This window comes from Archangium lansingense, assembly GCF_026626635.1.
GTDB classification, from domain to species: Bacteria; Myxococcota; Myxococcia; order Myxococcales; family Myxococcaceae; genus Archangium; species Archangium lansingense.
The window spans coordinates 5,404,148-5,426,721 of the sequence record NZ_JAPNKA010000001.1 but is presented as its reverse complement, the minus strand read 5'-3'; the positions used below and the strand labels follow the sequence as shown (position 1 = coordinate 5,426,721).

16 protein-coding genes and 1 pseudogene are annotated in these 22,574 nt (G+C 67.8%); 12 read left to right on the top strand and 5 right to left on the bottom strand.

The features are described 5' to 3' along the window. Window positions 1-17: 17 nt before the first annotated feature. Window positions 18-1,454 (bottom strand): DUF92 domain-containing protein, encoded by a 1,437-nt coding sequence (locus OV287_RS22295; protein WP_267536055.1) that lies wholly within the window; start codon window positions 1,452-1,454, stop codon window positions 18-20. Window positions 1,455-2,014: 560 nt separating this feature from the next. Here OV287_RS22295 and OV287_RS22290 point away from each other — a divergent pair. From OV287_RS22290 to OV287_RS22265, 6 genes are all read left to right on the top strand, one after another. Beyond that, window positions 2,015-5,131: a beta propeller repeat protein gene (locus OV287_RS22290; RefSeq protein ID WP_267536054.1), complete on the top strand. Its 3,117-nt coding sequence runs from the start codon at window positions 2,015-2,017 to the stop codon at window positions 5,129-5,131. After that, window positions 5,128-7,806, top strand: a complete 2,679-nt coding sequence (locus OV287_RS22285) for a hypothetical protein (protein WP_267536053.1) — start codon at window positions 5,128-5,130, stop codon at window positions 7,804-7,806. The genes OV287_RS22290 and OV287_RS22285 overlap by 4 nt, the downstream gene beginning before the upstream one ends. Before the next feature lie 287 nt (window positions 7,807-8,093). After that, window positions 8,094-11,927, top strand: a complete 3,834-nt coding sequence (locus OV287_RS22280) for a pilus assembly protein (protein ID WP_267536052.1) — start codon at window positions 8,094-8,096, stop codon at window positions 11,925-11,927. A gap of 7 nt (window positions 11,928-11,934) precedes the next feature. Next, window positions 11,935-12,501: a type IV pilus modification PilV family protein gene (locus OV287_RS22275; protein WP_267536051.1), complete on the top strand. Its 567-nt coding sequence runs from the start codon at window positions 11,935-11,937 to the stop codon at window positions 12,499-12,501. Further along, window positions 12,468-13,592: a hypothetical protein gene (locus OV287_RS22270; RefSeq protein ID WP_267536050.1), complete on the top strand. Its 1,125-nt coding sequence runs from the start codon at window positions 12,468-12,470 to the stop codon at window positions 13,590-13,592. Before OV287_RS22275 ends, OV287_RS22270 begins: the two co-directional genes overlap by 34 nt. Before the next feature lie 17 nt (window positions 13,593-13,609). Further along, complete coding sequence (locus OV287_RS22265) at window positions 13,610-14,278, top strand: hypothetical protein (protein WP_267536049.1); 669 nt, start codon at window positions 13,610-13,612, stop codon at window positions 14,276-14,278. A 24-nt stretch (window positions 14,279-14,302) separates the two neighbouring features. Here the strand turns inward: OV287_RS22265 and OV287_RS22260 are convergent, their stop codons facing one another. After that, the gene (locus OV287_RS22260; protein ID WP_267536048.1) at window positions 14,303-14,824 is read right to left on the bottom strand and encodes a J domain-containing protein; all 522 of its coding nucleotides are present in this window, start codon (window positions 14,822-14,824) and stop codon (window positions 14,303-14,305) included. A gap of 160 nt (window positions 14,825-14,984) precedes the next feature. On the opposite strand from OV287_RS22260, the gene proC reads away from it, so the two are divergent. The 5 genes from proC (at window position 14,985) to OV287_RS22235 (ending at window position 18,636) form a co-directional block, all read left to right on the top strand. Continuing rightward, complete coding sequence (gene proC / locus OV287_RS22255; protein ID WP_267536047.1) at window positions 14,985-15,812, top strand: pyrroline-5-carboxylate reductase; 828 nt, start codon at window positions 14,985-14,987, stop codon at window positions 15,810-15,812. Window positions 15,813-15,833: 21 nt separating this feature from the next. Continuing rightward, the gene (locus OV287_RS22250) at window positions 15,834-16,361 is read left to right on the top strand and encodes a DivIVA domain-containing protein (protein WP_267536046.1); all 528 of its coding nucleotides are present in this window, start codon (window positions 15,834-15,836) and stop codon (window positions 16,359-16,361) included. 14 nt (window positions 16,362-16,375) lie between these two features. After that, window positions 16,376-16,675, top strand: a complete 300-nt coding sequence (locus OV287_RS22245) for a DUF167 domain-containing protein (RefSeq protein WP_267536045.1) — start codon at window positions 16,376-16,378, stop codon at window positions 16,673-16,675. A gap of 7 nt (window positions 16,676-16,682) precedes the next feature. Continuing rightward, entirely contained in the window at window positions 16,683-17,870 is a 1,188-nt protein-coding gene (locus OV287_RS22240; RefSeq protein WP_267536044.1) for a peptidase MA family metallohydrolase, read from the top strand. Window positions 17,871-18,108: 238 nt separating this feature from the next. Beyond that, a complete protein-coding gene (locus OV287_RS22235) occupies window positions 18,109-18,636 on the top strand; it encodes a hypothetical protein (protein ID WP_267536043.1) in 528 nt (175 codons plus the stop codon). 269 nt (window positions 18,637-18,905) lie between these two features. Here the strand turns inward: OV287_RS22235 and OV287_RS22230 are convergent, their stop codons facing one another. Continuing rightward, entirely contained in the window at window positions 18,906-19,337 is a 432-nt protein-coding gene (locus OV287_RS22230; protein ID WP_267536042.1) for an imm11 family protein, read from the bottom strand. Between OV287_RS22230 and OV287_RS22225 the strand changes: the two genes are divergently transcribed. Further along, entirely contained in the window at window positions 19,330-20,829 is a 1,500-nt protein-coding gene (locus OV287_RS22225; protein ID WP_267535556.1) for an IS1182 family transposase, read from the top strand. The two genes, OV287_RS22230 and OV287_RS22225, sit on opposite strands and share 8 nt — an antisense overlap. A 451-nt stretch (window positions 20,830-21,280) precedes the next feature. Here OV287_RS22225 and OV287_RS22220 read toward each other — a convergent pair whose 3' ends face one another. Further along, window positions 21,281-21,859 carry an imm11 family protein gene (locus OV287_RS22220; protein ID WP_267536041.1) on the bottom strand — a complete coding sequence of 193 codons (579 nt, stop codon included), beginning with the start codon at window positions 21,857-21,859 and terminating at the stop codon, window positions 21,281-21,283. Continuing rightward, a pseudogene (locus OV287_RS22215) lies at window positions 21,856-22,485 on the bottom strand (AHH domain-containing protein); the annotation flags it as partial. The pseudogene OV287_RS22215 and the gene OV287_RS22220, both read right to left, overlap by 4 nt. Between the last annotated feature and the right edge of the window lie 89 nt (window positions 22,486-22,574).

The window sequence follows — 22,574 nt, the reverse complement described above, 5'->3', positions numbered from 1 at the left end:
TTCACTCCAGCCGCGCGCTACGCCCAGAAGGCCAGCAGAGCGCCCGCGGCGGTGGCCACCACGTTGACGGTGTCGTTGCCCAGCCAGGAGAAGCCACGCAGTGGCCGGGCGGCACGGCCGCAACGGTGCACCCTGCGCTCAGTCTCTCGGGAGCAGGCATCGCACCAGCGCACGTCCTGCACCGTGGCACCCAACACGCTGTCCACCAGCGAGCCCGCCACCCCCGCCAGCACGAGCCAGGGGATGAGCTTCCACGAGGCTCCGGCGAGCACAGCCACCCCACCGACAAAGGCAGCCCCCGCCGTGGCAGCCAGCAGCCCAGCTCCCGACACGGCACCGGACGTACCGGGCGGCACCTGCCGCAGCGTGGTCACCAGCCTCGGCGGCGAGCGCGAGAGCACGCCCAGCTCCGTGGCCCACGTGTCCGCATTGGCGGCGACCAAGGCCCCCAGCATGGCCAGGGAGTAGCGCGCATCTCCGGTGACGGCCAGCAGCACCGCGGCCAGCGCAGCCACTCCTCCGTTGGCCAGCGCCTGCCCCAAATCTCGCGTCCCCGTCTTGGCGTACTCCTCCTCCACGCTGGCCTTCCGGGCTCGGAATGTCTTGGAGAGCGCGCTGGAGGAGATGAAGAAGCCGAGCAGCGCCGCGGTCCCCACCGGACCCGCCAGCCCAAAAACAGGCGTGCCAACGAGGATGGCGCCCAGCACGCCGCTCGGGCTCAGCGAACCCCGGGCCCAGGACGCCACGCCGATCGCGAGGGCCACTCCCGAGCCCACTCCAAGGCCCCAGGCGTGCGCGGGCGGCACCAGGTAGAGCACTGCCCCCGCGGCCAGCGGCACCCAAAGATTGTCGCGCCCCTTGGTACCAAGCGCCTCCGCGCAGGTGGCCACCACTGCACACAGCATGGCCAGCGGAACCCGCGGCATGTCCGGCGCGAGGCCCGGCATCCACGTCAGCGTGGCCAGCACGGCCACGAAGGTCCCGGCGAACATGGCCAGCGAGCCCTCCAGGCTCTTGTGCTCCCCTCCGAATGTCTCGTAGCGGTGGCGCCCGAAGCGCCGGCCCACCAGCGAGGCCAGGGCATCTCCCACGGCCATGGCCATGACGCCTCCCGCAGCCGCCGCCGGCTTGTCCCACGCCAGCCACACCAGCATCGAGAAGGCCACCGGAAACCAGAACGTGCCCAGGTTGTCGGGCTCGGCCTCCACCGACTTCAACAGCCGCTTGCGGTGGATGTACAAGTTGGCCACCGCCGCCGTCGCCGACGGCACCACCGCCAGCGCCCGGTTCTCGAAGAGCCCCAGCGAGCCGAAGATCCAGAAGCCCACGCCCACGTGGATGATCTTCCGCGCGAGCTCACGCGACAGACCCAGCCGCAGGGCCAGCTCCCCCGCCGCCACAAAAAACCCGACATATCCGTAGGACCAGAAAAGCGCCTGGATGTCCTGACTCATGGGCGCCGATTGTAGGTCAGCCCCCGGTCACGGCAGCGCTCCAGTCCATGTTCGATGCGACACCTTCGCCGCCCGTCCGTTTTTCCTGGGGGACGTGTTGTCTGGCCACCCCCAAGGCCAGGAATACCGGCCGGAGCTTTGCTCTCAAATCACAAGCCAGAAATGACGGTCCGGGCGGAAAAGACCAGGGGGGATTCACAATGAAACATTATCCGGGTCATCATATGGCCGCGACTCAACACCTTTGAGGTGTCGAGCATGAAGCGGGGGCGTACGCGTTGGGAGCAGTCATCCACCAGTCCAAGAATTTGAAAACGCGGCGCCCCCAGGCCCCCGCGAACGCATCCCGCCGCGGCGCCAGGGCCCTGTGCCGCTGTCGCCCCTGTCCGAGCTGAGCACCCGCCCGGCTCTCCCTTGCACCTGTCCTGTCCAGCGTGCGCCCGCCGCGCCTCGAGGCGTGTGCGTCCACGGTTCCGCAGTCCCGCAGTTCCCGCCGCAGAGGTACGGCTCCATCCCCCCGGGTGACCATGTCGCAAACAAAGAAGTGGATGTTCTTGGGTGTGACGACAGTTGCTGGGCTCGCCGCGTGCGCGCCCCAGGTCGTCACTGCGTACAACAACTGGAAGCAGGAGCGCCGCAACGCGCTCATCGCGAAGACCGAGCAGGCGCTCGCGCAGGGGCTCGACTACATCCCCTGGATGGACAGCCTGCGGCCCGAGGAGGAAGAGGAGAACGAGGGCCACGCCTCGAGCGAGGGCGAGGAAGAAGAGAAGGATGACGCCGCGCTCCGCCGGCTCGCGAACCAGGCCGAGATCGGCCCGCGCAGCCCCGAGTACAGCCACCAGCTGATGCGGATCGCCGCCGCCGAGGCGCTCAAGTGGAACAACCCGAGCGGCGCTGCGGTGGCCCCCTCGCGGCAGAACGGCGATGCCGCCGCCATCTCGCCGACGCCCCAGGGCACCGCGGCCTGGGTGAACCTCGGCCCGGCCACGGCGCGCTCCTCGTACAACGGCACCTACTACCGGTCCATCGACTCCGGCCGTCTGACCAAGATCCGCGTCAAGCCGGGCGATGCCAAGACGGTCTACATCGCGACGTCCGGCGGCGGCGTGTGGAAGACCTCCGACTTTGGCCAGTACCCCACCTGGCAGCCCATCACCGACCAGCTCGGCACGCTCGCCGTGGGTGCCCTGGATGTGGACCCCATCGACGGCAAGACGATCTGGGTCGGCCTGGGTGACGCGTTCGATCAGCAGGGCGGCGGACTGGTGAAGTCGACCGACGAGGGGGCGACCTGGAGCGCCCCCATCCTCCTCTCCGCGACGCACCCGGTGGACGGCCAGCCGACGATCACCAGCAACGTCCGCGACATCAGCATCGATCCGACCAACACCGCCAACATCCTCGTCGCCGCCAACGACGGCTTCTACCGCTCGACGGACGGCGGCGCGACGTTCAGCTTCATCGATCTGCCGAACACCACGGCCACGGGTCCGGTCCGCGAGGCCACCTGGAGCATCGTGTACCTGGGCGTGGCGAACGGCCAGTCGCAGTGGCTGGTGAGCGGCGCCTATGCCTGCCCCGGCGGACAGCCTCCCCACCCGGCCTCCGGCACCCAGAACCGGCTGCTGAGCACCGACAAGTGCGCCTCCAACGCCGCCGTGGGCAACTACGGTGACCTCTGGAAGAGCACCGACTCGGGCGCAACCTGGGTCTCGACCCGCGCCAACAACCTCCTGCCGGCCAGCGTGACCGGCTCGGGCGCCACCGACATCAGCCACATCCACGTGGCCGCCGGCCCGACCACGGACCCCGCGGCCACCGTCGTCTACGCCATCGGTGGCTCGCTCAACGACGCCGCCTCGGCGACGAACGCGGTGATCAAGAGCGTGGACGGTGGCAACACCTGGACGGTGGTGGCCACCAAGAGCACGCCGGTCACCAACCCCACCGCCGGCACCAACTGCACCACGGTCGACATGGGCCATGATCAGAGCTGGTACGACCTGGCCATCGGCGTGGATCCGGCCAACCCGGACCGGGTGCTCATCGGCGGCAACCTCTGCGGCGCCCGCTCCATCGACGGCGGCGCCACCTGGCAGAACATGGGCCACTGGCTGCCCCAGGGCGGTAGCGGCTTCACCTCCGAGGGCTTCCTGCCGTACGTGCACGCGGACTGGCACACGGCCACCGTCGTGCGCATCGGCGGCGTCTTCATGGCGCTCGTCGGCACGGACGGCGGCATCTCCGTCTCCCAAAACGTGTTCGACGCCCCCACGGGCGCGCAGGTCACCTGGCACCATCCCGACGTCGGCATCGTCACCCACCTTCCCTACTCGGTGGGCAGCGGTGACCCCGTCTTCGGCAATGCCGGCATCGTCTTCTCCGGCCTGCAGGACAACGGCACGCGCTTCCGTCTGCTCGACGACGAGTACTTCATCGCCGATTTCGACCTGCAGAACTGGGATCAGATCCGCGGCGGTGACGGCATCGGCACGGCCGTGTCGCGGGATCCTCGTGGCCAGAACCCCATCTATTGGATCTCCGTCCAGGGCCAGTGGTGGTACTGCCAGCCGCGCCTGCGCGACTGCGGCCGCGCGACCCGCATCGAGAACGGCGTCGAGACCTCCAACTACACGCGCGCCAACTTCACGCTGCCCACGGGTGACAGTTACCCGTTCCTCATCCGCTACAGCCCCACCTTCGACGCGCAGAGCTCGGTCATCGCGCACACCTCCCTGAACCTCTGGCGGCTCGTCGTGGATCCCGTGTCCGATCGTCCGACTGCCGCACGGCTGACCCCCAGTGGCATCAACGTGGCCAATGCGGTCCGAGGTCCCCGCGGTCTCGGCGCGACCGCCTCGCCCCACACGTACACCGTGGACGGCGTGTCGGCGCGCATCTACGGCGTGGCCCTGAGCGGCGGCACCTCGGCCCTGCTGGTGGACAAGGGCACCTCCGTCTCGCTGCGTGGCGGCGCCACCCTCCTCCAGGTGGCCAATGGCTCGGGCGGGTTCGATCAGCTCGGCTTCATCCAGTCGGTGGCCCTCCCGCGCAATCCGCAGATCCTCGGCGGCACCGACATCACCAAGACCTGGCTCGTGTCGTCCGTGGCGAGCGCCACCCTGGCCGGTGGTCCCATCTCCGACGCGGTGGGCCACCTGTTCAAGACCATCGACGGCGGCGCTACCTGGGTGCCCTTCCACGGCAACGGGACCGGCTTCGACCTGCCGAACATCCCGGTGTGGGTGGTGCGCTTCGATCCGAGCGACCCCACCGACTCCACCATTTACGCGGGCACGGAGCTGGGCCTGTACCGCTCCACCGACGGTGGCAACACCTGGGCTCGGTACGGCACGGGCCTGCCCATGGTGCGCGTCTATGACCTGAGCATCGCCTCCAACGGCAGCCTGCTACGCGTGGCCACCTACGGCCGCGGCGTGTGGGAGGTCCACCCGAAGAGCGAGCCGAGCGCCAATCCGGGCAGCGGCGACTGGGACGGCAACGGCATCGTCGACTACTTCGACCTGGCCGCCATGGCCGGCCGCCTGGGCACCACCCCGGCCACCACCACCAACCTGCGCTACGACTCCACGCTGGACCTGACCAGCAACCCCACCACCATCGAAGAAGCCGACCTGAGCGCGCTCCTCGGCAAGTTCGGGAGCACGCCATGAACAGCGTCCACACCCAGCCCCCCACCGTGTTCCGCCCCATGACCCGGAACCTCCTCCTGCTGTGCACCGTCCTCCTGGCCGCCTGCGGCGAGGCGCCCACCGTGTCCGTCTTCACGGCGGCGCCGGGCACCATCGCCAAGGGCTCCTCCGCCACGCTCGTCTTCGCCGCCGAGGGCGCGGACAAGCTCACCCTCCAGCCCGGCCCGGGTGATGTCACCGGCCAGGCCCAGGTGGAGGTGACTCCTGCCGAGACGACCACCTACACCCTGTCCGCGAGCAATGGCTCGGGCGTCACCACCAAGACGGTCACCGTCACGGTGGGCCCCACGCCGGCCGCGGGCTTCAAGCTCGTCGCGGCGGGCGCCATCACCGCGGGCACGCCGGCTGACATCACCGTGACGGCGGTGGATGCCGCTGGCGCGACCGTGCCCTCGTACACCGGCACGGTGCACCTGGTGAGCAATGACGGGACCGCGGAGCTCCCGGCCGACTTCACCTTCACCGCCGCGGACAACGGCGTGAAGACGGTGCCGGTGACCTTCCACACGGCCGGCGCGCGCGTGCTCGTCGCCAGCGGCACCGTGGGCGGCGGCATGCACGGCTCGTTCAGCACCACCAGCGAGCCCTTCACCGTGAAGGCCGGCGCGGCGCACGTGATGCACCTGACGGGCCTGCCCTCCGAGGTCGAGTCGGGCGCCGAGGTGTCCTTCCAGGTGTCCTTCCAGGACGCCTTCGGCAACGTCACCACGGACTACGCCACCCAGCTCGCCATCCAGCACAGCGACACGAGCGCGCCGGCTGCCCCCGCCGTCGAGGCGAGCAACGGCGCCGCCACGGTCCGCCTCTCCCTCTTCAAGGCGGGAGTGCACACCGTCACCGTGCAGGACACCCACAATGACAACGTGAAGGCCACCGCCGAGCTCCGGGTGCGCCCGAGCCAGGCGGTGTCCTACGCGCCCTCGGCACTGCCCGCCACGGCGCTCGTGCGCGAGCCACTCTCGCTCACCATCACCGCGCTCGACGCGAAGGGCAACCGCGCCCATGCGTACTCGGGCAAGGCGAGCATCAGCACGTCGGACGCGGCCTCCGAGCAGCCTGCCGAGGTGACCTTCTCGCAGGGCGTGGCGGTGGTCTCGCTGGCGTTCCGCACCCAGGGCGACCAGACGGTGACGGTGAAGGAGGTGGGTGGCGCTCTGACGGCCACCACCAACAGCGTGAAGGTGAAGTCCAACGAGCTGGCCGCGCGCATCACCCTGTCCGGCACCGGTCCGACCACCGCTGGCGCCGCCGCCTCCTTCACCGTCACGGTGACGGACGTGTTCGGCAACAACCTCACGGGGTACCAGGGGACCGTGCACTTCAGCTCGACGGACTCCCGCGCGGCGCTGCCCAGCACCTACACGTTCACCGAGGCGGACGCTGGCACCCGGACATTCTTCGCCTCGCTGCAGACCTCGGGCATGCAGACCATCACCGTGGTGGACGCCGCTCGGGCCGAGCTGAAGGACTCTGGCTCGTTCGCCGTCTCGGCAGCAGCCGCAACGGCTTGTGAGATCTCCGGAGTGCCGACCACCGCCACCGCGGGCACCACGCTGCCGGTGCGCGTGACGGCGCGCGACACGTTCGGCAACATCTCGGCCCCGTACACCGGCACGATGACCGTCACCGCGACCGACGCCCACCCCCAGATCTCCATCCCGGCGGCGGCGGCCTACGTTCCGGCGAGTGACCAGGGCTCGCGCATCTTCGGCACCCGGCTGGTGTCCGCTGGCGGCCAGACGATCACCGCCACGGACTCGACGGGCGGCTGGTCGTGCACGGCCTCGGTGACCATCAACCCGGCCGCGCCGCGCATCGCCGTCACCCTGCCCCCCGACGCCAACTCCAGCTACCCGGTGGATGCGCAGGTGAGCGTGAAGGACGCCTACAACAACCCCATCTCGTACGCGGGCAGCCTCACCTTCAGCAGCACCGACGCGGCCGCGACGCTGCCGGCCAACCTCACCCTCACGGGCTCCGAGAGCGGCACCTCGACGGTGACCACCACCTTCAAGACCCTGGGCGCGCAGCAGCTCACGGCGACCCTGGTGGGGGATGCCTCGGTCTCCGGCTCGGGCACCACCGCGGTGCACGGCTTCGTCTACACGGACCCGACTCCGGGCATGGGCAAGGTGCGCGTCGTGCTGAACACGGCGGCCTCCTCGGCCAGCGTGGTGCAGCTGGACCTGGTCTCCAACACCTCGGTGATCGCCACGGCCTCCTCGGCCACCTTCGCCCGCGGTGGCATCTACTCGGCCGGCATGAACCTGCCGCTGGACACCACCCGCGCGATGGCGGACTCCACCCTCCTGGTGGAGGGCAACGCGCTCAACCTGGGTGCGGCGCCCAAGGCGGTGGCCGCGACGCTGCCTGACACGGGCCCCACGTCCGGCGTCCTCTATACGGGCGTGAGCCAGAAGTTCGACGGCGCGGGCAAGGCGCAGGGCGACGTGAGCCTCCTGCCCGGCCGCATCTTCTACTCGGTGCGGCTGAAGCTGTCGGGCTCGGCCACCGTGGGCACCGTCTTCAACGGCACCAGCTTGGATCAGCGCTTCCGCGCCGCGGTGCGCAACCGCGCCGGTGACGAGGTGTTCTCCAACCCCGACTTCGCCCTCGGCAAGCTCGAGGTCCGCTAAGCCCCCGGATTGACGGGCAGGCCACGTCCTGCCCGCCGCTCCCAAGCCCCCTCCTGCCTCCGCGAGGGTGGGGGCTTCGTCTTTCTGGGGCAACGTCTCAGAATATGAGAAATCCCTTACGAAAGCGACTCTCCGGAATCTGCCCACCTATTGTGCTTTGTCAGCTTTTCTTCAGGTATGCTACTCTGCCCCAGATAAGCGCAGACCCACCCCCGTGGGATCGGCGCCCACCCCAGAATGTCGACCGGCGTCCCCCCGCCGGCTCCCCTTCCGGAGGACAGACACGGATGAAAGCGCTGCGGATTCGCCCCCTGGTCGTTCTGTGCCTCATGACGTTGCCGTTCGTTGCAGGCGCAACGGAGATTCGCTTTGAGCAGGGCTCGCTCATCATCCCCATGCAGAGGGCCTATCAGACCCAATGCGGGGCGGTGGCGGCCTACGGGCTCATCTACCGGCTGCTGCAGCAGAAGGTGACGATCTACTGGGCCGTCGAGGCCACCAAGTCGAGCCACCACCGGTGCAAGAACCTGTCGGACGACGCGAAGTACCTCGATGGCTGCGACATGATCGTGGCCAAGGAGGGCGGCCGGCCCGTGTCGCTGCTGAAGAACTCGAGCGGCACGTTCGTGGATGACTTCGACACGTTCGACACCCAGAGCAACCCGAACAGCACGGGCGAGAAGGCCTTCAAGGTGGACGACAAGGTGAATCGCCTGCGCTACATGGGCGGGCCCTTCATCATCGAGGCCGCCGAGGCGAACAAGGCGATGGAGCTGCTGCGCACCCACGCGGACTTCGCGAAGTTCCGGGGCGCGGAAGGCGGCATGGACTGCACCCCTGGCTCGGCCTTCAACGTCCGGGTGCACAGGGCCAACAACGCCTTCCTGGCGCCCATCGCCCGCCTCATGAACGAGGTCCCGCCGCCGATCGCCCTCGTCAAGGGCTCTGGCAGCGCGGTGACGATCCTCGAGGGCTACCTCAAGAACGCCGGCCTGGACTTCCCGGGTGCCGCGGGCACCTTCGAGAGCCACGGGAAGATCTACGACGTGCTCGACCAGGACACGGACCTGGTCTCCTCCCCCACCCATCCCAAGAGCAAGCTCAACTTCGCGCCCAATCCGACCGCCCCGACCAAGACCTACTACAAGGTGATGTGGGCCCCGCACTGGGAGGGCACCCACGGGACGAAGCTCCAGTCCGCGCTGAGCAACATCGCCCACTTCACCAACCTCGGAAACAGCAGCTTCAACGAGTGCGCCTCGCTGCAGACCTACGAGGACGGCTACCTGCCGGGCGACACGGGGCGTCCCGGATACCTGTACGTCGGCAACGGGCCCACCCAGTTCATGTCCAAGACCGAGCCGGAGAAGGAGGACGAGACGGCGCAGGCGATCGAGGATGCGAAGGAGGGCCCGGGTCTGCAGACCCTCGCGGGCAATGAGCTCGTCACCTTCGCGAGCAACGGGCAGGACTGCTCGGATCCGGGGCTCAGCTCCACCGCGGACTGCTACATCTTCAGCAACCACGGGGATCTCTTCAGCCAGAAGGGTGACTACACGTTCGCCATCACCGTGGGCCTCGTCGAGGGTTTCAGGCCGCGCAAGGGCAAGGACTATGGCGCCGGCACGCTGCGGATGATCAGCACGCGGTCGACCAAGACCCCCGCCAAGAACGGCTGGGACATCTACATCTCCCGCCAGAAGAACAACAACCGCCTGAAGGGCAACGTGCTCTACCTGGGCGGACACAGCTTCGTGAGCGTGGGTGCCGGCAACCGCATGGCCCTCAACACGCTGCTCAACCTCGCCTACAAGCCCGCCGCCCTGGAGACCAGCCGCTCCGAGCCGGTGGCCGACGTCACCTACAAGGCGGATGGCAACGTGGACAAGGTGCGCGTCCTGTCGGGCACCTACATGGAAACCCCGCCCCCGGCACACTTCCCGGAGCGGCTCACCTTCCAGCCGGGTGACGATGTGGTGGCCGACAAGAGCGCGGACTGGATCTTCCCCTATATCGAGGGCCGGTTCCGCTCCATCCTGGCCGAGGACATCACCAAGGACCGCAAGAGCTTCGCCGACGTGGATGCGGAGTGGGAGGCCACCACGAAGATGCCCAAGCCGGGCGACCGGAAGCTCTTCACCGTGCTGGGAACCAACCAGGAAGGACTCGTGCGCGTGCCCTTCACCCTGGATGAGCTGAAGGGCAGCTGCCAGGACGACGACGCCACCGGGAAGATCAAGGGCGTGTGCGATCTCCAGGAGGCCTTCAACCTGGACCGTGACTCCGCCGGCATCAGCAAGCTGGACAAGGACGAGGACGGGAAGATCGACCCGGCGGCCACGACGCTGGCGCCCAAGTTCAACCACACCAGCCAGCACTTCCTGCAACGGGTGCGCGGCTTCTGCGTGGCGCACAGCAAGTCGGAAGACATGACGCCCAACGACTCCAAGTGCGACAACCGCCAGTTCGGCGAGGTCCGCTCGACGCTCGGGGGTCTGGATCACGCGAGCGCGGCGGTGGTGGGGGCCAGCGACTACGTCAAGGGTCCGCGCCCGGAGGTGGCCTACATCGGCGGGCTCGACGGCCAGCTGCACGCCATCTACCTGCGCGGGTCGAAGACCGGCTTCAGCGCGCCCGCTCCGGGCACGGAGCTGTGGGCCTTCATCCCCAAGGGCCAGCTCTCGCGCCTGCGCACCAACAACGCCCGGGTGGACATCTCTCCGGTGGTCTCCGACGTGTACGTGGACTACGAGGATCGCAACGGGGACGGCGTGCTGTCTCCCACCGAGCGTGACACCGGCATCTTCCGTTGGCGCACGGTGCTGGTCTCCGGCTCTGGCCGCCTGGGCGGAGAGCTCTTCGCGCTGGACGTGACGGATCCCACCGATCCCATCGTCCTGTGGGACCTGACGGCCACCCAGGACAAGAGCGACGCTCCGCAGGCGGACAAGAACACGGCCTTCATGTGGTCGGACCCGGGAGGCACCAGCTCCCCCAACTACGCCGAGCTGACCAGTGCACAGGGCGTGGCGGGCTCGGGCCCCTATAACTACAAGGACTTCGGTGACTCGCTGGCGTTGAACCTGGTGCCGGTGCGCCGGGGCAACCGTCCGGTCTTCCAGGTGGTGGTCGCCACCAACGGAGCGACGGAAGGAGCGCGGCGGCTGCAGGTGTTCTCGCTCGACGCGGGCACGGGCCGGAAGTTCTGGCAGTGGGAGCGGCCCTATGGAGCCACCGCTTCCAACTCCGTGCCGGGCGGCACCTCCACCGTGGACCTGGACAACGACGGCGCCATGGATCGCGTCTACGTGGGCGACATGGAGGGCAAGCTCTGGGAGCTGAACATCCACACCGGCGCCAACATCAACTCGTTCAAGAACGGGTCGCCCAAGCCCGGCAGCTACCCCCTGTTCAGCACCGCCGACGTGGCGGACATGGTGAGCAACCCGCACCCCATCAGCACCGTGCCCGCCATCATGCGGCTGCCCTACGACCTGGATAAGAACAGCGTCTTCCCGGGGGTGGACATCAGCAAGGCGATCGCGGGCAAGCTGGCCATCGTCTTCGGCACCGCGGGCCCGGACTGGGTGCTGCCGGCCAACCCCGACATCAAGGGCCGGGTGTACGTGGTCGCCTCCACCCCGGAGGACCTGACCATCCGCCACCACCTGTCGTATGATCAGGTGAACGAGGTGGACGGCACTACGTCGAGCCAGATGACCGACTTCGGCACCGCGAAGAAGGAGGCCTCTGCCTTCATGTCGTTGGAGAAGAACGAGCGTGCCGTCGGCTCGCCGAAGATCGTCGGCGGGAAGATCGTGCTCACCACGGCCTACGGCACCACCGAGAACGATCCCTTCAAGTCGGACATGCAGGGCCGCACCCACGTGATCAACGTGGGCCAGCCCTCGCAGAACGTGGTCATCCCCGGAAGCGGCAAGTCGGCGGCCGGCGGTCTGGTGCTGCCGGACGGCGCCATCGTCACCCAGAGCATGGTGGGTCTGCAGCGGATCGGGAAGGACGAGGGGCTCAAGGACACGCCGAAGGCGGGCCTCGCCGGGAAGCGGACGCCGGCGCGGATCGGCTCCTGGCTGGACCTGGGCCGGGCCCTCGCGGAGTAGGTGGAGCATGCGCAGGCAGAGACATCCTCGAGGGCTCACGCTGGTCGAGGTGATGGTGGGCATGGCGCTGGTGGCGGTGGCGATGTTGGCGCTGGTCTCGGCCAACACCGTGGCCGCCCGGGCCTCCAGCCGCTCCTACCGCCACCACATGGCCATGCGTCTGGCCCAGCAGCGGGTGGACGCGGTGACGCTCGGCGAGCAGAAGTTGAAGCTGCGCGGAGCGGCCAACGGGACGAACTTCGTCCCCGACGGGACGCCCTGGGACTGCCAGGAGGCCTTCGGTGCCGCCGCCACCACCCTGGCGTCGCTCTGCGACGGCTCCAAGCCGGATCTGCTGGGCTGGGTGGACGTCTACGGCCGCCCGTGCAACCGGACGGGCACGGCGACGGAGGGCTTCCACCCGACCTGCCAGTACCGCCGCTACGTGCGCTTCGAGCGGATCATCGGCGGCTCCTCCCAGGGAGACCTGTGGCGGGTCTTCGTCGCCGTCAGCCACGCGCAGGACGGCACCTGCCGTAACTTCAAGGAGGGTGATACCCAATGCGTCGTCACCAGCGCCGTCCTCACCCGCTAGCGCTCGCCCGGACGCGGCGCTCCGCGCGAGGGCTCACCCTGGTGGAGCTGATGCTCAGCGCCGGGCTCGGCATCATGATGCTCGGGGCGGCCGTCGCGGTGTTGCTGGCGGCCGGCCGCATGAGGCGCAACCAGCAGCTCCTGTCGGACGCCAACGAGGAGGCCCGCACGGCCCTGCGCCAGGTGTCCCGCATCCTGGCCTCCGCGGGAGCCGGTGGCGCCTCCTACACCTTCGAGGATGCGGCGGGACTCCGGCAGCAGCGCCCCTCCCTGCTCTTCGCCAACGGCGCGGTGGCTCTCCATGAGCCGACCATGCCGCAGCGGCCCGACTCGCTGACGCTCCTGCGCTACGGCGCGGATCGGCGCACCGTGCTGACCAATCCGCTCGCCATCAACCAGGTGAGCGTGGCGCCGGATGGGCGACAGCCGACGACTCCCGGTGTCGAGCCGGAGATCTTCCTGGAGGGGGAGAGCGCGCTCATCACCAACTTCCAGCGGTCCATGCTGGTGCCTTTCGCCAGCAAGGCGCTCACCATGGATTCGGCCAACGCGCGCAACGTCGTTCAGCTCACCACAGCGGTCAACCCCGTGGCGCTGCAGGATTCGCTGATCCCCATCCAGCCTGGAGCCACCGTGTTCCCGGTCCGGGCCGTCCGCATCTACGTGGAATACGTGGCCGCGCTGGGGAAGATTCCGGAGCGGGCAGACCTGGTGATGGAGACGGTGAATCCGCAGACGCTGCTGCCGCTCGTGCCGGTCCAGAGGACGGTGCTGGCCAAGGACATCGAGGACTTCCAGGTGCAGTGGGCCTATGACCGCAACGACGACGGCGTGGCGGATGAGGCCTATAGCGACATGGGGCCCTCGGGCATCCAGCTCGACCCCGGGCTCGCCTTCGCCCGGCTCACCATCTCGGCGCGCACGAGCAGCACCCTGGTCACCGATCAGGGTGAGTACGTCGTGAACGAGGAGACTCCCTTCGAGCGGGGAATCGACCTGGGGACAGAGCCCCGTCCCCCCGTCAGCGGGCACCGCCGCCGGGTGCTCAGCACCGTGGTCCTCCTCAAGAATCTCGCCGCATCCCGTATCTGATGGCTGGAGAGCGTGACATGAAGTCCCGAGCCCCTCGTCGTGGTTCAACCCTGCTGACGGCCCTGGGCGTGACGCTGCTGCTCGCCCTGATCATCTTTGGAGCCCTCGCGTACACGGGGGCGGAGCAGGAACGCAGCGGCCGCTCCGTGCGCGACATCAACGCGCAGACCTGCTCCGAGTCCGCCGCCCAGTGGGGCCGCAAGTTCTATGGCGAGGCCTATCCCCGCTGGAACCAGATGCTGTCGGGGGCGGAGGCAGGCTTCAACAACCCGGAGTCGAAGGTGGAGCAGCTCGCGTCCGAGTGGGGCACGGGATCCTACGGCCGCATCGACGGACAGGCGGTGAGCATGCCCAATCTCCCCCCCGACTTCCGGGTCACCATCTCCGACAACATCGATGAGTTCCCTCCGGTGGATCCCAACCCCCAGCAGGACAATGATCTGCAGGTGGTGCTCCGGGCGGAGTGCATCAACCCCCACCTCTCCATCTCGCCGCCGAAGATGGTGGAGAGCCTGGGTGGGGCCAATCCGGACCCGAACCACTGGCGCGGCGACCATGTGCTCGCCGAGACGAGTGAGACGCGCAAGAACAAGGTCGTGGAGATCGTCCTCATCCACACCCCTGGCAACGAGTACAAGGGGCAGCGGGGCGGCGGGGCCAGCGGAGATCAGAACATCTTCAACTGAGCCGCCGGGCCGGGCCCCGCGGAACTACCGGCCGCGCGCGGGGAGCACCGACGCCGCGCGCACCGGCGCCGAGCCCGCCTCCAGCGACTCGATCCGCTTGCGCTGACGGTGGCGGAGGATCTTCTCGTACGCCAGGTTCAGCTCGCGCATCTTCGCCTCGGAGCCACCCCGGTCCGGGTGCCGCTCCAGCGCCAGCTCGCGGAAGCGCGCCCGCACCACCTCGGGAGAGTCCGACGGCGACACCCCCAGCACCCGGTACGGATCCTGGTCGTCGATCGCCGCCAGCCACGCCTCCAGCCGGTCCTTCACCGCCAGGAACTGCGCGTCCCCTTCCGGCTTCTCCTTCACCGGGTGCGTGCGCATCTTCGCGTCCGCGCGGAAGACGTCCGTATAGACGCTGGAGACCCAACGGTGGCACGAGCCGCAGCGGAAGTACTTGACCCGCGGCCCCGAGTGTCCGGTCATGCGCACGCCACAGTGCGTGCACTCGACCTCCACGTTCTCCAGGGTCCGCCAGTTCCAGCTCGTCGCAGCCGCCGCGCTCATGGTGCTCTCGACCTCTCCGTTCAGGCGCTACATGCCTGTAGCGGGTGTCAAGGTCCCACGATCCGATCTCCCGTCAAGAAATCTGCAACCAGACGGTCGCGGAAAACCCCCCTTCACACGGAGCGTCCGGGCCCTCGGGTTTCACGCTAGAAGCCGGAGGATGCTCGAACAGAAGATCACCTTCCTCGGCGCCGGAAACATGGCCGAGGCGCTCATCAAGGGCCTGCTGCGCGCCGGCAACGCGCGGCCCGAGTCCATCATCGCCACCGGGCGCCGCGGGGAGCGGCTGGAGACACTCCAACGCACCTATGGCGTGCGCATCACCCAGGACAACCTGGCCGCGGTGCGCGAGGCGGACGTGGTGGTGCTCTCCGTGAAGCCGCAGGCGCTGGACAAGGTGCTCGTCCAGGTGGCCTCGGCGGTGGATCCGCACAAGCTCATCATCTCCGTGGCGGCTGGTGTGCCCATCGCGGCCATGGAGCGGCGGCTGGGTGCTGGGGCGCGCATCATCCGCACCATGCCCAACACCCCCTCCCTGGTGGGCATGGGCGCCTGCGCGCTGTCCCCGGGCGAGCACGCCAGCGAGGAGGACCTGGCGGTGGCCACCCGCATCTTCCAGTCCGTGGGCACCACCACCGTGGTGGACGAGAACCTGCTGGATGCTGTCACCGGCCTGTCCGGTAGCGGCCCCGCCTACATCTTCCTCATCATCGAGGCGCTCTCGGACGCGGGGGTGAAGGTGGGTCTGCCCCGCTACACCGCGCTCAAGCTGGCCGCGCAGACAGTGTTGGGCAGCGCGCAGCTGCTCATCGAGACGGGCGCCCACCCCGGCCAGCTCAAGGATCAGGTGACGAGCCCCGGGGGCACGGCCATCGCAGGCCTGCATACCCTGGAGGCAGGCGGGCTGCGCACCACCCTCATCAACGCAGTGGAGGCGGCCACCCGGCGCGCCCGGGAGTTGGGGGAGCAGTTCCTGGAGAAGTCCTAGGGCTGACCTATACTGGGGTGCATGAAGATCACCCCGCTCGACATCCGGCAGAAGCGCTTCGAGACGGCCCTGCGCGGCTTCTCGAAGCGCGAGGTGGAAGCCTTCCTGGAGCTCATCGCCGGAGAGTTCGAGGAGGTGGTGAAGGAGAACATCGGCCTGAAGGAGGAGCTCAAGCGCACCCAGCTCAAGCTGGAGCAGCACCTGGAGCGCGAGCGCACCCTGCAGGAGACGATGGTCACCGCGCAGCGCATCAGCGAGGACATGAAGGGCGCCGCCAAGAAGGAGGCGGAGATCATCCTCGCGGACGCCGAGCACCAGGCGGAGAAGATCGTCCATGGCGCGCACCAGCGGCTGGTGCAGGTGGTGGAGGACATCAACGAGCTGAAGCGCCAGCGCGCCCAGTTCGAGTCCCAGGTGAAGTCGGTGGTGGAGGCGCACCAGAAGCTGCTGGAGACGTTCAGCGGCCGGACCTTCGCCGACAAGGACTACGCCCGCGTGGAGGACAACGTGGCGTACCTCACCCAGAAGAAGGCGCAGAACGGCGAGTAGCCGGCGAGGAATTCATGTCCGCCTCCTGGCTGAAGGAAGTCCCCGGAGGGGTGGAGCTGGCGGTGGTGGTGCAGCCGCGAGCCTCGCGCACCCGCGTGGTGGGCGAGCACGACGGGATGCTGAAGATTCAGCTCGCCGCGCCGCCCGTGGATGGCGAGGCCAACGCCGCGCTGCTCGAGTTCCTGGCGAAGCAACTGGGCGTGCCGAAGCGGCAGGTGAGCCTGGTGTCGGGTGACACCTCGCGTCGTAAGCGGGTGCGAGTGGAGGGGCTTGGCGCGGCACATGCCCTGGCTGTTATGTCTGGAGCCACGTGAGGCTCCTATGCGCCACCTGCTCCTGCTCCTGATGCTGTTGCTGACCCCCGCCGCGCGGGCGCAGGAGTTCATCCTGCCCACGCCGGAGGCCGGTCACGCCAACGGTGGGGTGGAGCCCGCGATGGTGCCCCTGCCCCGACCAGCGCTGGTGGTGGGCGAGGTGACCACGCCCCGCTTCCGGCTGCTCTACACCGCGAAGTCCGAGGGCTCCGCGCGCCAGCTGGCCGGCAACATCGAGGCCATCCGAGACCACTTCGTGAGCGTGCTGGGGCGGGACTGGCCGGGGGTGACGGAGATCCGCGTCGGCGTGGGCCGCGAGGAGTTCGAGGCGCTGGCGCTGCCCGGGGGAGCACCTCCGGGCTGGGCGGTGGCGCTGGCCTACCCATCGCACCGCATCGTCCTGCTCAACGCGCTGACGCTGGCGGGGCCGGAGGGCATGGTGACGCTGCGGCATGAGCTGGCGCACGTGGCACTGGGGCAGCTGGCCCGCGGCTGGCCGCGCTGGTTCCAGGAGGGCCTGGCGCAGAACCTGACGGGCGAGAACTGGTCGATGACGCACTACACGGCCCTCTTCCGCGCGGTGACGCAGGAGAGGGTGTTCCGCTTCGAGCACCTGCACGACGCGTGGCCGGATCTGCCCTCGGACGTGGAGATTGCCTACGCGCAGAGCGCGGCCTTCGTGGCGTGGCTGTCGGCGAAGCACGGGCCCGAGGGCATGGGCCGGCTGGTGGACGAGGTGGCCACGGGCCAGCCCTTCGAGCAGGCCTTTGGCAAGGCATTCAAATCGTCGCTGTGGGTGGAGGAGCTGGCGTGGCGCGAGGGAGTGGCGGCGCGCTACGGCTGGCTGCCGCTGACGACGAGCTCCTCGCTGCTGTGGCTGGGAATGACGGGGCTGGTGGTGGCGGCGTACGTGCGGCGGCGCAAGCAGAAGGAGGAGCACCTGGCGCAGATGGAGGCGCAGGATGTCGCCGAGGAGGCGGAGCTGCGCGAAGCCCTCGAGGCCGAGCTGGCCCAGCAGCGAGCGCGGCTCACGCCTCCGCCGCCGCAGCCAGTGGACGGTGGGGAGTCGGCGGACGCAGCAAAGACGATGGACGCGGCGGCTCCCGAGTGGAACGAGCCCATCGCGGCGAACGGCCCGGAATCCGAGGACGACGAGGAAGACTCGCCTCGTCCGCATAAGCCGACGCTGCACTGAAGAAGAAGGCCAGGAGTCGCGCCCTCGCCTGCCAGTGGGAAAAGTCGTGCCCACGGAAGCGACAGCGTGACCCACGCCACTCCCCTTTCCTTGCCATCGGCGAAAAATCTACAGCCCGCCTGGGACGCGCAGGTTTCAGGAGATGGGCCAAACGGCTGATTTCACTGTCCACCGGTGGCACGTGAGCGCTGGCAAGCGGCTTGCTCAAGACGGCGCCACGAGAGCGGAGGACAGCGGAATGGTGGAACGCGCACGGCGGGGAGCAGGGGTGGCGAGGGTGTTCGCGGGGCAGCCCGAGCGGCTGGCCGCGGCATGGCGCCGGGTGCGTTTCGCCGAGGCCCGTAAGGATGGCTCACCGCCACGCAACCAGCTGGACGGCGTGGTGGAGCCCTTCATCCGCGAGGTGGGAAAGAAGCTGGAGGGCAAGGAGGGCAGCCCGTGGAGCCGGACGCGTGCGGTGCTGAGGCTGGCGCCGAAGCGAGGCGTGCGCGCGCTGCACGAGGAGTTCTCCGCGCTGCGCCGCTGTCTGGTGGACGCGGTGGAGGCCCTGGGCGGAGGTGACACGGAGCGGGCGGTGGTGAACCAGGCGCTGGACGAGGCGGTGGACTCAGCGGTGGCGCTGATGGAGCGCCTGGGCAATCCACTGGCGCCCCGGCCGCGAGTGACCTTCGCGGGACTGGTGGTGCAGCTCTTCGAGAAGACGCCAGTGGCGGCGCGCGAGAGACCCTCGGCGCCCGCGACGGAGGAACGGCTGGCGATGCATTGAATTGAGGGGGGTGCTGACCCGTCCGGCTTGACGCCTCCCATTTCGGGGAGGAGTCCGAGGGCCGGCGGTTGAAGGGGGCGCGCTGACGGGCGATTTGGGGAGCCCGAGGCGCGAAAAGGGGGCGTGTTCCCGCGCGGGGGTGCGGTGAGCGCGCAAGGAGTGGCCGCTGGAGGCCGCGTGAATGGGGGTTCACGCGCCTCGACGGCCGGACGGGTCGGCGTTGTTCTTCGGGCGGACGCGTACGTCAGTGCGCGTCCGCCCAAGTCTTTTCAGGCTTCCGTGAACTCGGTGCCAGTGATTCCCGCGCTCTCCATCGCCAGTTTGATGCGCTCGGAGACGATGAGAGCAACCGTCCAGCCCCAGGGACGGAAGATGTTGGAGTTGCCTACCTTCTGCGGATCCACTCTCAAGCTTCTGACGTTCCGGTACTGCCCCAGTTTGTCCGGGCGGTTGTCCTTGGGAAGCCAGTAGAGCACCTCCCCACATCGGGCATCATCGATGCAGCGAATGACGCGGAGGGCATTGAGAAGAAAATAGGGTTCGGTGAACCCCTCTACTCGAGCTGGTATGAATTGCACCTCCTGCTCGAGCCCTAGGAGCGTGTCGGAAAACCCCACCTTGGAGGGTGGGGAAGAGGAGTGACGCCCCAGGTGGTCCTTCAGAGGGGAGGCGAGTTCTGGTTGAAGGTGGAGGGTGAGCACCACCTCGAGGAAGAAGCCGGAGCAGGCCGCCCTGTTGGAAGTAGCAACCAGCGAGAAGCCGGAGCGGGAGGAGACGAAGAGCTCCGCCCGCTACGCCTCGCCGAGACCGTTCCGGGAGTGGCAGCCGGAGCAGGGCCAGTTGCTACCGCAGTACGCGAGGGAAGTGCTGGGAGAGGGGCACCTGGCGTGCTTCTTCGTCGAGCTGCGCAAGACGCTCGACTTCAGCGCCATTCTGAAGGCGTACACCCAGGAGTGCGGTCAGCCGCCCTACCACCCGGTGATGATGACGTTGCTGCTCATGTACGCGTACGCGCGAGGCATTACGAGCAGCCGGGAGATTGAGAGGAGGTGCGAGACGGACATCGCCTTCCGCTACCTGACGGGAGGAGAGAGGCCGGACCACGACACGGTGTGCACCTTCAGGGTGAGGCACCTGGAAGCCTTCCGAGCGCTCTTCGTGGACACGCTGAGGCTGGCGCGCGGCTCGGGGCTCAAGAAGCTGGGGCACCTGGCGGTGGATGGCTCGAAATGGAAGGCCAACGCCAGCAAGCACAAGGCGATGAGCTACGGACGAATGGAGGAGTCCATGAAGAAGCTGGACGAGCAGATAGACAGGCTGCTTGCGGAGGCCGCGGCGCTGGATGCGGAGGAGGACAGGCGCTACGGCAAGGGGCGACGCGGGGATGAGCTGCCCGAGGAGCTGAAGAATCCAGAGAAGCGCGCCGAGCGGCTGCGGCAGGCCGCGCGTGAGCTGGAGGCGGAGAAGAAGCTCGAGCTGGCGGTGGAGAAGGAGAAGCGCCGGGAGAAGATTCGCGAGGCCAAGGAGGACTTGGAGAAGGAGGCCAGGGAGAAGGCTGGGGCCAGGGGTGAAAACCCGGAGGAGGCGAAGCCCTCCGAGAAGGCGCAGCGCAATTTCACCGACCCGGAATCGAGAATAATGCCGCGGGCAGGCGCCTTCCAGCAGTCCTACAACGCACAGGTGGCAGCGGACGCGGACACGCAACTGATAGTGGCCCAGGAAGTGGGGCAGAGCACCAGTGATGCACGCCAGCTGGCCCCCATGGTGGAGCAGGTGGAAGCCAACACGGGACTGGTGCCCAAGGAGCTGAGTGCGGACACGGGCTACCTGAGCCAGGAGGACATTGAGAAGGTGGAGGACAAGGGGGTGGAGTGCTTTGTGGCCACCGGGCGCGGCAAGCACGGAGAGGAAGCGCCGCCAGCTCCTCGAGGACGCCCGCCGGCGGGACTGAGCTTCAAGGAGCGAATGAAGCGCAAGATTTTGACGAAGCGGGGACGCAAGGCGTACGCGCGGCGCAAGGTGACAGCCGAGCCTGTCATCGGGCAGGTGAAGAACACAGTCCTGCCACGCTTCTCGCTGAGGGGCCTCACCAAGGTGCAAGGGGAATTCTCGCTGGCGTGTGCCGTCCACAACCTGAAGAAGTTGTGGAAGCTGGGGTGGGAACTGCCCAGCCTGGCCGCGCAGGCGGCGTAGCGGAGCAGGTCGCCGCACGGCGGTCGCGGCTCCACGGCATCCGCACCTGGGGCGCCATATCGCTCCCGCTACGCGCTACCGTACCTCTGGCCGATTCGCCGACACGCTCCTAGATGCTCGAAGAGAGAGACAACGCGGTCATTGACCAATGGCACCGTCAGGCCGGTCAGGCTGAAGTCAAGAGCACGGCCCGGGCGAACCATGTGGAGCAGTGGCGCTGACTCCAACTTGATGACCTCTCCATCCTTGAATTGCCAGGGGTCTATTTCTCGCCCATGCTCATCCACATCGGGAGCGCTCAAATGCCACCGCCCAGGGACATACAAATCATCCCACAAATCGAAATAGAGTTTCGGCGCAATCATGACTTTCTCGTGAAGAGTTTGTTGAGCATCGACCCTGGCCAGAAGGCGAGACCGAGCAATGTCTCACCCTCATGAACATGGTGGGATCAAGCCTCCCTGAGCCGAAGTCCTGTAATGCCCGCGCGCTCCATAGCCAACTTGATGCGCTCGGTGATGATGATGGCACCCGTCCAGCCCCGGGGACGACAGATGCTGAGCCATCCCATCCTGGCCGGGTCCACCTTCAATCCCCTGACATTTTGATACTTGCCGACCAGTTCTGGTTCCCCATCCTCGGGCGTCCAGTACGACACATGCTCGCACCGGGCGTCATCGATGCAACGGATGACATGCAAGACATTGAGGATGAAAAAGGGCTCGGTCTGCCCTTCCACCTGAGCTGGAATGAATTGGACCTCGTTTCCAAGCTCCAACTGCTCGAAGAGCGAGACAAAGCGCCCGGTCACCACGGGCGTGGCAAGCTCGGTCAGACTGAAGTCCAGAGGAATGCCGGGATGAGCGATGCCAAGCATGGGGCGTCCTTCTACCTGGAGCAGTGTTCCCCTCTTAAACTGCCAGGGGTCCACTCGTCGTCCATGCTCATCAATGTCTTTCTGATACACCACCCAGCGGCCCGGCACACTCATCTCGTCCAATAGCTCGAAGTAACGCGGAGGAGCACTCATGACTTTCTCGTGGCTAGTTTGTTGAGGTACGAGCCGGACGTGCATACGTCGCGAGCAATGCCGTCAAGAGCATTGGCGAGCCTGTTCCGACAGGAAGCCTGGGTCTGGCATTCCCCAAGTGCATCCTGGAGGCGGAAGAACACATCTTCATGATACGCCTTGGGGTGTGGGCCCACGTGGCCGATGAGATAGACGATGTTCGCTGGATCGTCGAGGCTCACACCTGCTCGGTCGAAAAGGCGCTTGAACAGCGGGGTCCAGGGCCCTCCGCTGACATCGGAGATGTCATTCTTGTCGGTGGCGAGGTGATGACGTTTAGCGTCTCCCTTGTCGGACTCATCCCGGCAGCCCCCCGTCGTCCGGGCTGAAGTGGCCGCCGCGGCCAACGCAGAGGCCGTCGTGTTCGCGGACACGCCCATGAGCACCACCGTGCCATTCGCCACATTCACCTGGGCGCGAGTCCCCGCCCCAACCGTGAAGCGGCCTTGAGTGCTCCCTCCCGCGAAAGCGAAGCGTGGAGGTGAAAAACGCGCCCACATCCCTCCCTTGGGCACCTCTGGCAGCCCCTTGGCCAGCTTCGCCCCCGCCACCGTCACCAACACCCGAAACCCCACTCCCCCGATGGCTGCCCAGCGTCAATTACTTTTTCCCCTTGGCGACAATTACACTTCCCCATCGGGTTGATGTTCTGACTGCGTTCACTTCATCGTCGCCG

Coding starts and splice junctions, on each gene's coding strand:
- OV287_RS22295 (WP_267536055.1), bottom strand. CDS start 1,454: ATGAGTCAGGACATCCAGGCGCTTTTCTGGTCCTACGGATATGTCGGG.
- OV287_RS22285 (WP_267536053.1), top strand. CDS start 5,128: ATGAACAGCGTCCACACCCAGCCCCCCACCGTGTTCCGCCCCATGACC.
- OV287_RS22280 (WP_267536052.1), top strand. CDS start 8,094: ATGAAAGCGCTGCGGATTCGCCCCCTGGTCGTTCTGTGCCTCATGACG.
- OV287_RS22275 (WP_267536051.1), top strand. CDS start 11,935: ATGCGCAGGCAGAGACATCCTCGAGGGCTCACGCTGGTCGAGGTGATG.
- OV287_RS22270 (WP_267536050.1), top strand. CDS start 12,468: ATGCGTCGTCACCAGCGCCGTCCTCACCCGCTAGCGCTCGCCCGGACG.
- OV287_RS22265 (WP_267536049.1), top strand. CDS start 13,610: ATGAAGTCCCGAGCCCCTCGTCGTGGTTCAACCCTGCTGACGGCCCTG.
- OV287_RS22260 (WP_267536048.1), bottom strand. CDS start 14,824: ATGAGCGCGGCGGCTGCGACGAGCTGGAACTGGCGGACCCTGGAGAAC.
- proC (WP_267536047.1), top strand. CDS start 14,985: ATGCTCGAACAGAAGATCACCTTCCTCGGCGCCGGAAACATGGCCGAG.
- OV287_RS22250 (WP_267536046.1), top strand. CDS start 15,834: ATGAAGATCACCCCGCTCGACATCCGGCAGAAGCGCTTCGAGACGGCC.
- OV287_RS22245 (WP_267536045.1), top strand. CDS start 16,376: ATGTCCGCCTCCTGGCTGAAGGAAGTCCCCGGAGGGGTGGAGCTGGCG.
- OV287_RS22240 (WP_267536044.1), top strand. CDS start 16,683: ATGCGCCACCTGCTCCTGCTCCTGATGCTGTTGCTGACCCCCGCCGCG.
- OV287_RS22235 (WP_267536043.1), top strand. CDS start 18,109: ATGGTGGAACGCGCACGGCGGGGAGCAGGGGTGGCGAGGGTGTTCGCG.
- OV287_RS22220 (WP_267536041.1), bottom strand. CDS start 21,859: ATGAGTGCTCCTCCGCGTTACTTCGAGCTATTGGACGAGATGAGTGTG.